This window comes from Streptomyces sp. NPDC001927 (genome assembly GCF_053594455.1).
The window spans coordinates 270,206-283,878 of the sequence record NZ_JBSFEN010000008.1 but is presented as its reverse complement, the minus strand read 5'-3'; the positions used below and the strand labels follow the sequence as shown (position 1 = coordinate 283,878).

Annotated in this window: 12 protein-coding genes; 4 read left to right on the top strand and 8 right to left on the bottom strand. The window is 73.0% G+C overall.

The window, feature by feature from the left end; all coding sequences use genetic code 11:
• Window positions 1–17 precede the first annotated feature (17 nt).
• Both ACWCO8_RS23305 and ACWCO8_RS23300 read left to right on the top strand, forming a co-directional pair.
• A complete protein-coding gene (locus ACWCO8_RS23305; RefSeq protein ID WP_451033975.1) occupies window positions 18–1,313 on the top strand; it encodes a sensor histidine kinase in 1,296 nt (431 codons plus the stop codon).
• Window positions 1,310–1,987: a response regulator gene (locus tag ACWCO8_RS23300; RefSeq protein ID WP_451033851.1), complete on the top strand. Its 678-nt coding sequence runs from the start codon at window positions 1,310–1,312 to the stop codon at window positions 1,985–1,987. The genes ACWCO8_RS23305 and ACWCO8_RS23300 overlap by 4 nt, the downstream gene beginning before the upstream one ends.
• A gap of 18 nt (window positions 1,988–2,005) precedes the next feature.
• Here the strand turns inward: ACWCO8_RS23300 and ACWCO8_RS23295 are convergent, their stop codons facing one another.
• Window positions 2,006–3,145, bottom strand: a complete 1,140-nt coding sequence (locus tag ACWCO8_RS23295) for a DUF6183 family protein (protein WP_451033850.1) — start codon at window positions 3,143–3,145, stop codon at window positions 2,006–2,008.
• Window positions 3,146–3,374: 229 nt separating this feature from the next.
• On the opposite strand from ACWCO8_RS23295, the gene ACWCO8_RS23290 reads away from it, so the two are divergent.
• The gene (locus ACWCO8_RS23290) at window positions 3,375–3,569 is read left to right on the top strand and encodes a hypothetical protein (RefSeq protein WP_362014290.1); all 195 of its coding nucleotides are present in this window, start codon (window positions 3,375–3,377) and stop codon (window positions 3,567–3,569) included.
• Window positions 3,570–3,679: 110 nt separating this feature from the next.
• Window positions 3,680–6,190, top strand: a complete 2,511-nt coding sequence (gene lanKC / locus ACWCO8_RS23285) for a class III lanthionine synthetase LanKC (protein ID WP_451033849.1) — start codon at window positions 3,680–3,682, stop codon at window positions 6,188–6,190.
• Between the two features lie 118 nt (window positions 6,191–6,308).
• On the opposite strand, the gene ACWCO8_RS23280 is transcribed toward lanKC, so the two are convergent.
• The 7 genes from ACWCO8_RS23280 to ACWCO8_RS23250 form a co-directional block, all read right to left on the bottom strand.
• The gene (locus ACWCO8_RS23280) at window positions 6,309–7,136 is read right to left on the bottom strand and encodes a hypothetical protein (protein ID WP_451033848.1); all 828 of its coding nucleotides are present in this window, start codon (window positions 7,134–7,136) and stop codon (window positions 6,309–6,311) included.
• Complete coding sequence (locus ACWCO8_RS23275; RefSeq protein ID WP_362014296.1) at window positions 7,136–8,410, bottom strand: VWA domain-containing protein; 1,275 nt, start codon at window positions 8,408–8,410, stop codon at window positions 7,136–7,138. The genes ACWCO8_RS23280 and ACWCO8_RS23275 overlap by 1 nt, the downstream gene beginning before the upstream one ends.
• An 84-nt stretch (window positions 8,411–8,494) precedes the next feature.
• A complete protein-coding gene (locus tag ACWCO8_RS23270; protein ID WP_451033847.1) occupies window positions 8,495–9,211 on the bottom strand; it encodes a flavodoxin family protein in 717 nt (238 codons plus the stop codon).
• A 183-nt stretch (window positions 9,212–9,394) separates the two neighbouring features.
• The gene (locus ACWCO8_RS23265) at window positions 9,395–10,333 is read right to left on the bottom strand and encodes an endonuclease/exonuclease/phosphatase family protein (protein ID WP_451033846.1); all 939 of its coding nucleotides are present in this window, start codon (window positions 10,331–10,333) and stop codon (window positions 9,395–9,397) included.
• 63 nt (window positions 10,334–10,396) lie between these two features.
• Window positions 10,397–11,611, bottom strand: a complete 1,215-nt coding sequence (locus ACWCO8_RS23260; protein WP_451033845.1) for an amidohydrolase — start codon at window positions 11,609–11,611, stop codon at window positions 10,397–10,399.
• A gap of 116 nt (window positions 11,612–11,727) precedes the next feature.
• Window positions 11,728–12,894, bottom strand: a complete 1,167-nt coding sequence (locus ACWCO8_RS23255; protein ID WP_451033844.1) for a hypothetical protein — start codon at window positions 12,892–12,894, stop codon at window positions 11,728–11,730.
• The gene (locus ACWCO8_RS23250) at window positions 12,891–13,514 is read right to left on the bottom strand and encodes an ankyrin repeat domain-containing protein (RefSeq protein ID WP_451033843.1); all 624 of its coding nucleotides are present in this window, start codon (window positions 13,512–13,514) and stop codon (window positions 12,891–12,893) included. The genes ACWCO8_RS23255 and ACWCO8_RS23250 overlap by 4 nt, the downstream gene beginning before the upstream one ends.
• Between the last annotated feature and the right edge of the window lie 159 nt (window positions 13,515–13,673).

The window sequence follows — 13,673 nt, the reverse complement described above, 5'->3', positions numbered from 1 at the left end:
AGAGCTACGGCGTGCGGATGTGGCACGGGCTGCGGGAGACGCCGCGGACGTTCCGCGACGAACTGGGGACCTGGGCGCGCGACCCGCTGCCCCGCCACACCTGGTTGGGATGGCTGCCCCATGCCCACGTCGTCCTGTTCGCGGTGCTCGTGGGCATCGGTGACATCAATGTCTACGCCCGGGTGGTGGGTCCCGGCTCGGGGCAGGCCCGTGCGCTCGTCACCGTTCAGGTGCTGGCGCTCGTCCTCGCCCTGTCCCGGCCGGCCGGAGCCTGGTGGATCTCCACGACCGCGCTCTTCCTGATCGGGCTGAGTACCCAGCATGTCGCCGACGCGCCTCTCTGGCCCTGGAGCGGGTTCGGGATCGCCCTTCATGCCCTGCTCCTGTTCCTGCTGGCCCTGCGGGTCTCGGCGCCGGCCGCCGGTTTCGCGCTGGCGGTCACTGTCCTGTCCGGCGCGCTGAACCTCCTCCTCGCGTCGGCCGAGGGCTCCTTGACGGGCGGGACGATCGCCTTCACGACCGCCGTGGTCGTCGGCGTCGCGCTGCGCAGCAGCCGCGTCGCCCGGACCCGGCTCAGCGCCCAGCAGGTCCTCACCGCCGAGGAGCGCTCCCGGCGCACCCTCCTGGAGGAGCGCGGACGGATCGCCCGCGAACTGCACGACGTCGTCGCCCACCACATGTCCGTCATCTCCATCCAGGCCCAGGTCGCCCCGCACCTCGTCGAGAACCCCTCCGACGAGCTGCGCGAGCACCTCGCCGGCATCCGTCAGAACGCGGTCGAGGCGCTCACCGAACTCCGCCGCGTCCTCGGCGTCCTGCGCGCCGAGGACCCCGCCGCCGAACGCGGCGCGGACGCGCCCCAGCCCACCCTGGACCGCCTCGGCGAACTCCTCGACAACGTCCGCGCCGCCGGGGTCACCGTCGACGCCACGACCACCGGCGAGCCCCGGCCCATGGCGCCCGGCATCGAACTCTCCGCGTACCGCATCGTTCAGGAGGCGCTCAGCAACGCGATGCGGCACGCCCCCGGCGCCCGTGTGCGCGTGGAGGTCCGCCACCAGCCCGGCGGCCTCACCCTCCGCGTCGCGAACACCCCGCCGGCCCGCCCCGTCGATCAGGCCGCCGCCCCGCTCTCCGCCGGCCCCGGGCACGGCCTGCTCGGCATGCGCGAACGCACCGCGATGCTCGGCGGCGAACTGGCCACGGGCCCCACTCCCGAGGGCGGCTACGAGGTGACCGCCACCCTCCCCGTCCCGAGCCCGGCCTCTGCGCTCCCCACTTCCCGTAACACCACACAGAAGGACGGCACATGACGAGCGGAACGATCCGGGTGCTCATCGCCGACGACCAGATGATGGTCCGTCAGGGCTTCACCGTGCTGCTGAACGCCGAACCCGGCATCGAGGTCGTCGGCCAGGCCGTCGACGGCGCCGACGCGGTGGCCCGGGCCGCCCAACTCGCCCCCGACGTGGTCCTCATGGACATCCGCATGCCTGGGACCAGCGGCATCGAAGCCACCCGCCTCCTCACCGAACCCGCCGACTCCACGGTCAAAGTGCTCGTCCTGACCACCTTCGACCTCGACGAGTACGTCTACGACGCGCTGCGCGCCGGAGCCTCCGGCTTCCTCCTGAAGGACGCCTCCGCCGAGGAACTCGCCCACGCGGTACGGGTGGTGGCGAGCGGGGACGCCCTGCTCGCGCCCCACATCACCAAGCGCCTCATCGCCGAGTTCTCCCGGGTCACCGCCGCACCCAGAGTCCCGCTCAAGGACCGGATCGGCGATCTGACCGAGCGGGAGACCGAGGTGCTCGCCCTGATCGCGAACGGTCTTTCCAACGCCGAGATAGCCGCCCGGCTCGTCGTCGCCGAGCAGACCGTGAAGACCCACGTGAGCCGCATCCTGGTCAAGCTGGGCCTGCGCGACCGCACCCAGGCCGCCGTCTACGCCTACGACACCGGCCTGGTGCGCCCGGCCGGCCACTGAACCACCGGCCGTAGCCCGTCAGTCCGTGTCGGTGGCCGCGACGACCGCGACCCGCGTGCGCGTCGGGTCGAGGACGGCGAACGCCAGGTCCGACAGGTCGCCGAAGAAGAAGTCGCTCCGCCCCGGTGCGAGGCGCAGCCAGCGGTGATCGGCGGCGGCCCGTACCGCGTCACCGAGCTCCACCGACAGGTCCAGGTCCATCAGGGCGTACATGGCACGCCAGGTCACCAGCCTGGAGTACGCCCGCGGCCTGCCGTCGCCCCACATGCCGCCGTCGAACGCCGGGACGAACAGATCGCCGGCCACGTCGTCCGCCGTGGTGTGGGCCACCGCCAGGGTGTCCGGCGTGAACCCGGTCAGGCAGGGCGAGCCGAGGGAGGTCAGCAGCGCGGAGTTGAAGTCGACGGGATCCACCGGCTCCGGCAGCGTGAAGAACTCTGCCGCGCAGCGCCCCAGTTCGGCCAAGGGCGCGACGGCGGTCTCGGCCCGTCGCTCGTCCGTCTCCCGCCGGGCAGCCCGCCCGGCCTCGGCCCCGGCGTCCGTCGGGGGTATCGCAGGGTAGGCGGCGTACAGCTGCTCCGGACGCAGGGAGCTGAGCATGGTGCCCTTCGTCCAGGACCGTTGCCGCATGGCGTTCTCGAAGTAGAAGGAGGCGAGTGGCAGCCAGGAGAGCGGATGCCCGAGCTCGCGCAGCCCCGCCTGGAACGTCACGTACGGTTCCTCGCGCAGACCCCAGCGCAGGGCCATCTCATGGAGCAGGCAGGCGCGGAACTCCGTGGTGGGATCGCCCGCCACCGGCGGCCGCTCGAAGTGCGGGCGGAGCGCCGCAGAACTCGGCCGCCGCACCAACTCGTGCGCCACATGCGCCATGAGGGCGGCGGCCCCGGCCGCCTCGCCGAGCCGCGCCGCGTGCTCCCCGATCCGTACCGCGCAGTCCGTGGCGGCCTGGGAGTGCCCGCCGGTCAGGAACTCGACCAGCTTCAGGACGTCCGGGGCATACCAGGTGGGCGCCCCGCGCGCCGGCTCGACGGCCAAGTCGTAGAGCCGCTCGGGGTCGGTGGCGGCATAGACCCGCAGCGAGGCGTCGTTCGGCAGGACGGTGGCGGTGTTGGTGTCGGTCGTGGTGGCGGCGGAGGCGGCGGTGGTCGGCTCGGGCATGGAGCCCAGGCTACGGGCCCAGGACGGGGCCCATGGGATGCCCTTCGCCCTGCGGAAATGCCTCCGCGGCCATTACCCCGAACAGTTACGGTCCACCCTCGAATGGCGGCCCATCTGAGACCGCACCAGCGTTTCGGGGCATAGCTGCCCATGTGGACCTGAATGATGGCTGGCGCAACGAACGCGGCCGGATCCAGCAGGTCTCTCCCCCCACACAGGAGAAAACGCCATGGGTAACGCATCGACCGTTTCGAAGATCCTCGAAGGCCCCGAGTACGAGAAGGTGAGGCAGTTGGCGGAGGAATCCATCAACCAGTCCCTGGATCGGATTCTCGAGCGGCAGGGGCGATCCGGGGCGGAGCCCCTCGAGGCCGGCAGTTGCTTCAGCCTGCTCAGCGTCGTCATCACAGCCGCCGAGCAGTGACCGATCACAGACTCTAGGCCCGCGGCGCGCATGCCGGGGGCCTACGGGAAGTCTTGAATCGCCCCGCCTTCCCTTCGAAGGCGGGGCGCATCACCGGGAAAGAGCAGCGCGTGCCCGACCTTCAGACCAGTCAGCTCTACTGTCTTGCGGACCGACGCTATTACGAGGCTCCCGACCGGTTGGCCGATCAGGACACGCGCTTCACGCTCCCCGAAGCTCCCGGCGGATGGGTCCGCTCGGCTCAAGGCATCTGGACCGTGCTCACCCCCGTCGATCATCGACCACCCGAGCAGGGGTGGAAGATTCATGTCGCCGCCCTCCCGGCGGAGGCTCCCAGCACGTTGGCCGTCGCCTCCGGCATCTGTTTCGCCGCCGGGGCGCCGTTCAAATTCCTGCGGAGCGCGGACATGGTACGCATCATGTCCGCGACGCACACTCCGCGGCCCAGCAGCGGCAAGTTCCTCACCGTCTACCCTGCGGACGAGGCACAGTTCGGCAAACTGGTCGAGGAGTTGTCCACCGCGCTGAAGGGCAGGCGCGGTCCGTACATCCTCAGCGACCTGCGTATCGGCGACAGCCCGGTGCACGTCCGCTACGGCGCTTTCCGTCCTCGGTACCGTCCCGGGCCGGACGGCGTGCCGGCTCCCGTGCTGCGGGGGCCGTCCGGAGCATTCGAACCCGACGAGCGACGGCCGGTGTTCCGCGTCCCGACCTGGGCGCCCCTTCCCGACGTGCTCGTGCCGCACATGGCCGCCCGCGAGAACGACACGGAGTCCGGCCCGCCCTATGTGGTGCGCGACGCTCTGCACTTCACCAATGCGGGTGGCGTCTACCTGGCCGACGACATGCGCACCGGCGACCGCCTCGTTCTGCGCGAGGCCCGGCCGCACAGCGGGCTGGACCCCTACGGCGCGGACGCACAGGAGCGGCTTCGCAGGGAGTACGCCACACTGCGCCGCCTCGCCGAACTGCCGTGCGTCCCTCAGGTGTTCGGACTGCACGAGACCTGGGGACATCTCTACCTGGCGGAAGAGTACGTCGAGGGCGAGACGCTGTTGCACGCGGTCATCGCCCGCACCCCGCTGGTCCATGTCGGACACACCCGACAGGATCTGGCCGAGTACGTCGCCTGGGTAGACGGTGTGGTGGGGAGCATCCGCGGGGCTCTCACCGCCGTACACGCCCACGGCATGGCATTCGGGGACCTGCACCCGGGCAACGTCATCATCCGCCCGGACGGCTCGGCCGCCCTGATCGACTTCGAGTATGCCGCGCCCCTCGACCGACCGGACGCCCCACGCCCCGGCGCGGCCGGGCTCACCCCGCCCGCCCACCTCACCGGCGCCGAGGCCGACCTGCACGCACTGGACATGCTGCGGCTCTGGATGCTGCTGCCGATGACCGAGCTGCGGGACCGCCACCCCGGCAAAGCCACCACCATGGCGCGACTGGCCATCGACCGGTTCCCGTCCCCCGCCGAGGAGTCGGCGCCCGTACCCGACGCCGACGAGAACGTCGTACGAGCCTTGTTCGGCATCCCCGACCATGACGCGGGCTGGCTGGACGGCAGCGCCGCCCGCCCGGACTGGCCGGCCCTGCGTCGGGCCCTGACGGCCGGCGTGCACTCCGCCGCGAGCCCCGAACGCACCGACCGGCTGTTCCCGGGCGCCCCCGAGGTGTTCGCCTACGGCGGGCACACGCTGGCGCACGGGGCGGCCGGTGTGCTCGGCGCCCTCCACCGCGTCGGCGAACCGGTCCCGGAGACGTACACCGAGTGGTTGCTCGCAGCGGCACGGCGCGCCGACGCGAGCGCCGGCGGAGGGCTGTTCCACGGACTGCACGGCACCGCCTCCGTGCTCGCGGACCTCGGTCGCCGCGAGGAAGCCCGCGAACTGGCCGACCGCGCTGCCGAACCGCCGCCTTCGGCGCGGGGACTGGCCACCGGAGCGGCCGGGGTCGGGATCGTCCAGCTCAAGCTGGGCAATGTCACCGCGGCGCTTCGCATCGGTGAGCGCCTGGCCGACGAGCCGGTGGACCCGCCGGACGAGGCCGGTCTGCTCGTCGGCGCGAGCGGGCCGGCGCTCCTGCATCTGGCGCTCCACCGGGCCACGGGCGACACGCAGTGGCTCCGCGCCGCCCGCGTCGCCCTCGCCCACGACATGGCGCGATGCGTGACCCGACCGGACGGAACCGTCCAGGTGCGGCGGTCGGGTGACCGCTACCTCGTCTACTTGGGCATGGGCAGCGCCGGCATCGCGATGGTCGCCCAGGCGTACCTCGCGGCGGCTGGCGAGGACGACCCCGAGATCACCGCCTTCGTCGCCGGAACACGCCTGGCCTGCACGAGCCTGTTCGTCCGTGAACCAGGTCTGCTGCAGGGGCGGGCCGGACTGGCCGCCGGGCTCGCCGCGCTCGGCGCACCACGCACCGAGGTCACCGCCCAGGCCGCCCGGCTGGCCTGGCACGCTGTCCACGACGCGGGCAGCCTCCTGATCCCCGGCGCCCAGATGCTGCGGTTCTCCGCCGACCTGGCCACGGGCTCCGCCGGCGTCCTGCTGGCCCTGCACGCCGCGCTGACCGACACCCCGATCTCCCCGCTGTCCCTGCTCGCTCTGGACTGACCGCCTGAGTCACTGCCAACAAGGGGAGCAGTACGGCGAACCACTCCCGTCACAGCACGAGCGGCCACGGGCCCCCGGTGGGGACCCGTGACCGCTCGGTGTCGTGCGACGGTGGGCGTCAGGCCGTGGGCGGTACCCGGGACGGGCGGCCGGAGCCGCGGGTCAGGGAGTAGCCCGCGACGCCGGCAAGGGCGGCGAGGACGCCGCCGACCGCCGTCCAGATCCAGCGGTCGGACCACCAGCCCGAGGACCAGCCGTCCTCGGGCGCCCGGGCCTCGACCGCCGAAGGACCGCCGGCCACGGCCGCGTCCTCCGTCGTGGCACCCGGCACCAGCGGCGCGGCGAGTGAGCCGCCGCCCGCGTACGCTCCGCCCTTCTCGGCCGAGACGGCGCCGACGCGGGCCGTGAACGGCTGCCCGAGGTCCTCCTCGGGAAGCCCCGTCACGGTGAGGCGGATGTAGTAGCTGCCGGGCAGCGGGTCCTCGTCCCAGGTGTCGGCCCACGGGCGGACCGGCCGCAGGGTGCAGGCGAGCTCCACGGTCGGAGCCTCCTTCGCCGCGACCCGGGACTGCATCCCGTACATGCACGGCTGGCGGCGCCGCAGCCCGTCGTAGACGTCGATCCGCCAGGTGGAGGCGCCGTGCCGGGCGATGGACTCGGGCAGGGTGACCGAGGCCGTCACCGTCGGCCGCTGCCCGGTGTCGGCGGGGAACACCCAGTACAGGTAGTCACCCGTGGACGCCTCCGCGGTGGCCTGCTGGCCCTGCCGGAAGAAGGCGGCGGTACGGAAGGTGGTGCCGGCCTCGGTCGGGCCGGCCTTCGCGTCGGCGCTCGCGCTGCCGCTCGGGGTCGGGGTGGCCGAGTCCGCGACGGCGGGCACGGCGACCGGGCCGAGGAGTGCGGCGCCCGCGAGAAGGGCGGTGGTCAGCGCGCGTACGGTACGCATCAGTTGGTCCTCCAGACGGCGACGCGCCAGCGGGACACCCAGCCCCACAGCAGTCCGCCCACGAAACCGGCCAGGACGAGCGCCCCGAGCAGCCACCAGCCGCGGCCGAGGCCGAACGCGGCCACGTCGGAGGCTTCGGCGGGCGCGTCGACGATGTCGAGGGCCAGCTCGATCGGCATGCCGGGGGTCGTCTTCACCGACGGGGGAGCGGAGAAGGAGTTGCTGATCTGGAGGCAGACGGTCTCCGCCGCGGGCTTGTCCGCGTCGATGCCGTCCACGGGCTGCTTCGGGTAGCGCAGACCGGTCGAGATGACGTCGGTCCGTCCGTCGCCCGCCTCCGAGCCGCGGACGATCTCCCGGCCGCGCAGGGTCACGGCCCGCAGCAGCACGCCGTAGTCGTTGTTGACGGCGCGGTCGGCGGACACGCTCACCGCGGCGCGCAGCTCCTGACCGGGCAGCACGTCCACCCGGTACCAGCGGTGCTGACCGAAGGTCTCGCGGTCGGTGTACAGACCCGGCTTGAGCACCGGGGCGTCCGCGCAGCGCTCGGCGCCCTGGGTGGCCACTGGGGTGACGACCGGGTCGGCCGCCCGGTCGACCAACTGTCGGACCCGCTTGGAAAGTTCCTCGGTGTGCCGGATCGAGGTGTACGTGCCGCCGGTCGCCTCCGCGATGCAGGTGAGCTGCTGGCGGATCTTGGCGTTCGGCACCAGGCCCAGAGTGTCGATGGTGAGGTGGATGCCGCGGGCGGCGATGTCACGCGCCACCTCGCAGGGGTCCAGCGGCGCGCAGGTGTCCTCGCCGTCCGTGATGAGCACGATCCGGCGGGTGGCGTTGGCATCGCCCTTGAGGTCCTCCGCCGCGCCGAGCAGGGCGGGCCCGATCGGGGTCCAGCCGGTGGGGGCGAGGGTGGCGACGGCGGTCTTGGCCTCGGTGCGGTCGAGCGGGCCGACCGGGTAGAGCTGCCGGGTGTCCTTGCAGCCCTTCTTGCGGTCGTCGCCGGCGTAGTCGGCGCCGAGGGTGCGTATGCCGAGCTCCACCTCCTCGGGCACCGCGTCGAGCACCTCGTTGAAGGCCTGCTTGGCGGCGGCCATCCGGGACTTGCCGTCGATGTCGGTGGCCCGCATCGAGCCGCTGACGTCGAGTACCAGCTCGACCTTGGGGGATTCCTTCGCCGCCGGTTCGTCGGCGGAGGCACCGCTCGGGAACAGCCCGACGGCCAGGACGGCGAGCAGCGCGCAGGCCCCGGTCGACAGCCGTTTTCTCGTGATCATGGGCCGGATCGTAGGGATGATCGTCCGACAATCCAAAACGGCCCCGTGCGCGGACTCCTGAGTGGACGTCCGCGGATGGGTCCGTCAGCGGTGTTCGGGGTTCGGGAAGTCCTCGTGGCAGCCCGCGTCCCAGGCCGCGCGCTGGTTGCCGTGGGCCGGGATCCCGCCGGCTTGCTTGAGCAGGGCGGCCAGATGCATCAGGTTCCAGGCCATGAACGAGGTGTTCCGGTTGGTGAAGTCGTTCTCCGGTCCGCCCGAGCCCGGGTCCAGATACGACGGCCCCGGCCCGGCCTCGCCGATCCAGCCCGCGTCCGCCTGCGGCGGGATCACGTACCCCAGGTGCTGGAGGCTGTAGAGCACGTTCATCGCGCAGTGCTTCACGCCGTCCTCGTTGCCGGTGATCAGACAACCACCCACCCGGCCGTAGTAAGCGTACTGGCCCTCGCTGTTGAGCAGACTGGAGCAGCCATAGAGCCGCTCGATGACCCGCTTCATCACGGAGCTGTTGTCGCCGAGCCAGATCGGGCCGCACAGCACGAGGATGTCGGCCCGCATGACCTGCTCGTAAAGACCGGGCCAGGCGTCCGTCTCCCAGCCGTGCTCGGTCATGTCGGGCCACACCCCGGTCGCGATGTCGTGGTCGACGGCCCGAATGAGCGAGGTCGTCACGCCCTGCCGCTCCATCACGGACCGGCTGCGGTCGATCAGCCCCTCGGTGTTGCTGACCTCGGGGGAGCGCTTGAGCGTGCAGTTGATGTAGAGGGCGCTGAGATCGTCGTAGCGGTACGGAGCGTCGGGCATCGGCCGTCTCCTCGGGGGTGGGGTCTGGCGGAGCGGGGTGGGGGATGGGAACGGGTACGGAGCGGGGTGGAGCCGTATGGATGCCACGCCACTCGACCAGCCTCGTCACCTCGGGGCGCGGCGGCCAACCCTGGGCGACCGACCGGATGACGGGCCGGGCCTCGTGGGCCCGTGCCGGGGCCGTCAGCGCCGTATGCGGGCCGCCACCGGGAGATGGTCGCTGCCTGTGTCGGGGAGCGTCCAGGTTGCGCCGACCTCGGCGGCGCCGCGTCCCAGGACGTGGTCGATGCGGGCCAGTGGCAGGCCCGCGGGCCAGGAGAAGGCGAAGTCGTCGCGGTTGCCGCGCACCTCCGACAGCACGGGCGCGAGGCCCCGGTCGTCGACGGTGCCGTTGAGGTCGCCGAGGACGAGGACCGCCGCTGACCGGTCGGCCGCGAGGGCCCGCCCGAGCCGGGCCGCGCTCTCGTCGCGCCACCCCGTCGCGTACCCCTGGCTCGCCCGCAGCCGGACGGACGGGAGATGCGCCACGTAGGTCGTCACGTCGCCGTGCGGGGAGCGGACGACGGCGCGCAGGCCCCGGTCCCAGCCGGCTCCCACGGCCGCTGGTTTGAGGTCCACGCGCGCGATGTCCGTCAGCGGGTGCTTCGACCAAAGGCCGACGGTCCCCACGGTCGCCCGGTGGGGATGGGTGGGGTCGAGGACGAGCCGGTAGGCGGGCAGGCTCTCCGGTGTCAGCTCCTGGAGCGCGATGACGTCGGGGTCAGGACCGAGAAGGATCCGGGCGACGCGGGACGGGCTGGTGTTCTCGTCGCTCACGTTGTGCTGCACGACCGTCAGGTCGTACGTCCGGGAGGCCTCGGAGGTTCCCAGGGGAACCCGGAACACGCCCACCCAGACGGCGCCGACGAGCAGGCAGACGAGGGCCGGGACGAGCGAGCGGCGCACGGCGGCCACGACGAGCCCGACGGGCACGGCGAGCCCGAGCCACGGCAGGAACGTTTCCACCAGGCTCATCGGATGGCCGGGCAGCCCGGGCAACCACTCATGGACCAGCAGCAGGCCGCCGGCGACGCCCACGAGGACCGCCGTGAGCAGCCCGCGCCTCTTCTTTGTCTCCTCCACCTGATCCCCCTTCGGGGGAGGGGACGCCCTGGCGCTTGATCCAGTTCCGCAGGCCGCCGGGCCTCAGACCAGTCGGCCGTCCCTCGCCACCACCCGGCCCGCCCGGACCACGAGCTCGCGACGCGGCTGGTCGACCACGACCTGGGCCACGCACTCGCCCTCCACCAGCATGAAGTCGGCGGGGGAGCCCGGACGGAGGTCGGCGTGCGGCAGGCCGAGCAGGTCCGCGCCGCCGTCCGAGGCCAGCCGGAAACAGGCCTCCAGCTCCTCGTCGAGCCGGACGTCGAGCGCCCAGCCCGCCAGCCACGCCCGGTGCAGCATGTCCGCGTTCCCGAACGGGCTCCAGCTGTCCCGAACGCCGTCCGAACCCAGGCCCACCCGGACCCCGCGCTCGGCGAGGCGGCGGAACGGGAGCACGGTGTTCACCGACAGCGCGACCGTCGTCAGCGAGACCCCGGCGTCCGGCAGCACCTCCGCGATCTCGTCCAGCTCGGCCCCGGACAGCTCGGCCACCGCGAACGCGTGCCCCACGTTGACCTTGCCCCGCAGCCCGAGCGCCTTGGTCCGGGCCGCGATGTCGCGCAGCGGCGCGAGCCCGCCCTCACCCCGGTCGTGGAGGTGGATGTCGAGCCCCAGGCCGTGCCGTTCCGCGATGCCGAAGACCGTGTCGAGCTGGCCGCCGTCGCGCCCCGCACCCTCCAGGTCGAAGCCCGCCGGGTCGATCCCGCCGATGTGCGAGACGAGCCCGCCCGCCGCGGCCTCCTCCAGCAGCTCGGCCACGCCCGGGGTACGCCCGACGCCATGCTGCGGGAAGGCGACCACCTCGACGTCCACGACACCGCGCAGCCGCTCCCGCGCGGCGGCGACGCCCTCGACGCCTTCCAGGCCGTACGCGGGCGCCACGTCCACATGGGCGCGCATCGCCCGGGTGCCCTGGGCCGCCGCGTGCGCCATCAGCCGGTGCGCCCGCTCCGCGAGCGGGGTGCGCTGGGCGCGGTACAGCTCCACGTCCCCCTCGACGTACGCGGCGATGCCACGGGCCGGCCGCCGGCTGTGCCAGGGCTCGCCCCAGGTCGTCTTGTCGGGGTGGAGATGCGCGTCGACCAGGGTCGGCAGCGCGAGACGGCCGGCCCCGTCCACGTACTCCACGACCGTGCCCGCCGCGACCGAGCCGTCCGCGACCAGCACTCCGTCCACCGCGATCAGGTCGGTCCGCGGACCGCCCCAGGGGCGGACGTCGCGGAAGACGGTGGTGACGGACGAAGGGTTCGGGACCACGGTGACTCTCCTCGTCTAAGGGATGAGGGCTGGTGCAAGGTGATGTACCACGGGACACACGGGACACACTGGCCGCATGGGACACGGGGCCGAAGGCCAGGCAAGGCCCCGCTCGCCTATAGGACCGCGATGCCCAGCGGGCGTTCACCCGCCGCGAGGCGCTTGGTCTCGCCGCTCGGCAGGTCGATGACCGTGATGCCGTCCCAGTAGCCGTCGCGCGTGAAGCCGCCGGTGACGTACGCGGTGCGGCCGTCCTCGGACACGGCGACGTCCTCGTGCGGGCCGTCCAGCGGGTACACCCGCTCGGTGCCGTCGGGCGCCCGGACCGTGAGTGAGGGGCCCTCGTCCTCGTCCGGGTCGATCGGTCCCGTACCGACGACGAACAGCCTGCCGTCGGGCGTGATCGTGGCTCCGTGCTGATGGGTGTCGGCGGTCATCGGCTCGATCTCCGAGCGTCCGGTCCTCGGGTCGACCACCACGAGCCGCTCGCCCTCGAAGGGGAGCAACAACCGGCCGTCCGAGGGCCGTACCACCGCGTAGTGCGGCTTCAGCCACGAACCGAGCCCGCCTTCCGTGCCGTACGGAGCGACCTCGATACGACGCGGGGCGAGCGTGTCCGCGCGGACGACGGTCACGTCGAAGGAGTCGTGGTCCGTCGCGTACACCTCGGAGCCGTCCCGCGCCACGTCGACGTCGAACGGACGCCGTCCGACGGGCACGGTCGCGGTGACCTCACGGCTCGCCGTGTCGATCACCTCCAGGGTCCCGTTCCCGCCCGGCACGTTGACCCCGACGTACACCCGGCGGCCGTCGGGGGAGAGCGCGATGCCCATGCCGCCGCCCCGGTACTCGCCGGTCTCGACGGGACCGGTCTCCGTCTCGTACGGGACGAGGGCGAGCCGCGTGCGGGTCCGGGTGTCGACCACCGCGACGCCCTCGGCGGTGGCCACCCAGGCGCGCCCGTCGGCGCCGACCGCCAGGCCGTACGGAGCCGTGCCCACCTGGACGGACCCGACCGCGCCGCGCCGCGGGTCCACGAAGGTGACGGTGTCGGAGCCGAAGTCGGCGACGAGGAGCGTGCCGTCCGGCGTCGGCGTCGGGGCCGATGCGGTGGGCCGAGCGGTGCCGGCGGAGGTCGGTGCCGGGGTGCCGCCGGGCGTCGCGCCGGCATTCGCGTCCGCGTCCGCCGCGCAGCCGACGAGGACGACGCCGAGGGCGGCCACCGATGCGAGCACCCGTCCGCGTGCCCTGCGCCGTGCGGTCGTGTGCGGTGTACGCCTCATCGGGACGTCTCCCGTCCGGTACGGGCCGTCGCGGCGGCGAGGAGGCCGGCGATGCCGGCGAAGCCGCGCCGTCGCGCGTGGTCGAGCGGGGTGGTCCCGTCGTGGTCAGCGAGCAGCGGATCCGCCCCCGCTGTGATCAGCAGCTCGACGATCTCCTCGTGCGGCAGGCCGCCGTTGCCGAGGATCACCGCCTCCAACAGGGCGGTCCAGCCGAGCCGGTTGACGTGGTCGACGTCCATGTCCGTCTCGCGCAGCACGGCCCGCACGTAGGCGACATGGCCGCGCTCGGCCGCTGGGATCAGCGAGGTGCCGCCGAAGCGGTTGGTCAGTGTCAGGTCGGGGCCCGCCGGGAGCAGCACCCGCATCATCGCCACACTGCCCGTCACCCCGGTGACCAGCCACGGGGTGTCCGCCCGGCTGTCCCGCGCGTCCGGGTCGGCGCCCGCCGCGACCAGGAGCGCCGCGGCCTCCACCCGGTCCGCCCGGGCGGCGAGCAGCAACGGCGTGCGCAGCTCGGTGTCCCGGCAGTCGACGTGCGCGCCGGCGTCGAGCGCCGCCCGGACACCAGCGGTGTCGCCCCGGTGGGCGGCCGCGAGCAGCAGCCGGTCGTTCGCATCCATGGCGGTTCTCCTTCTGGCGACGGTCAGCGGCACGGACGTCGTCCCTTCACGGTGGGCGCCTGCACGGTGGGCGGCGGAGGCAGTCGGTCCGCTCTCCCCACCATCGTCGGGCGCCCGCGGCCCCCTCCCCGTCGGCTCTGTGGTTCGCCGTGAAGGACC

Excerpts from the sequence above, each read along its gene's own strand:
- ACWCO8_RS23250 (WP_451033843.1), bottom strand. The coding sequence starts at position 13,514 with ATGGATGCGAACGACCGGCTGCTGCTCGCGGCCGCCCACCGGGGCGAC.
- ACWCO8_RS23280 (WP_451033848.1), bottom strand. The coding sequence starts at position 7,136 with ATGCGTACCGTACGCGCGCTGACCACCGCCCTTCTCGCGGGCGCCGCA.
- ACWCO8_RS23255 (WP_451033844.1), bottom strand. The coding sequence starts at position 12,894 with ATGAGGCGTACACCGCACACGACCGCACGGCGCAGGGCACGCGGACGG.
- ACWCO8_RS23305 (WP_451033975.1), top strand. The coding sequence starts at position 18 with ATGTGGCACGGGCTGCGGGAGACGCCGCGGACGTTCCGCGACGAACTG.
- ACWCO8_RS23295 (WP_451033850.1), bottom strand. The coding sequence starts at position 3,145 with ATGCCCGAGCCGACCACCGCCGCCTCCGCCGCCACCACGACCGACACC.
- ACWCO8_RS23300 (WP_451033851.1), top strand. The coding sequence starts at position 1,310 with ATGACGAGCGGAACGATCCGGGTGCTCATCGCCGACGACCAGATGATG.
- ACWCO8_RS23290 (WP_362014290.1), top strand. The coding sequence starts at position 3,375 with ATGGGTAACGCATCGACCGTTTCGAAGATCCTCGAAGGCCCCGAGTAC.
- ACWCO8_RS23270 (WP_451033847.1), bottom strand. The coding sequence starts at position 9,211 with ATGCCCGACGCTCCGTACCGCTACGACGATCTCAGCGCCCTCTACATC.
- ACWCO8_RS23275 (WP_362014296.1), bottom strand. The coding sequence starts at position 8,410 with ATGATCACGAGAAAACGGCTGTCGACCGGGGCCTGCGCGCTGCTCGCC.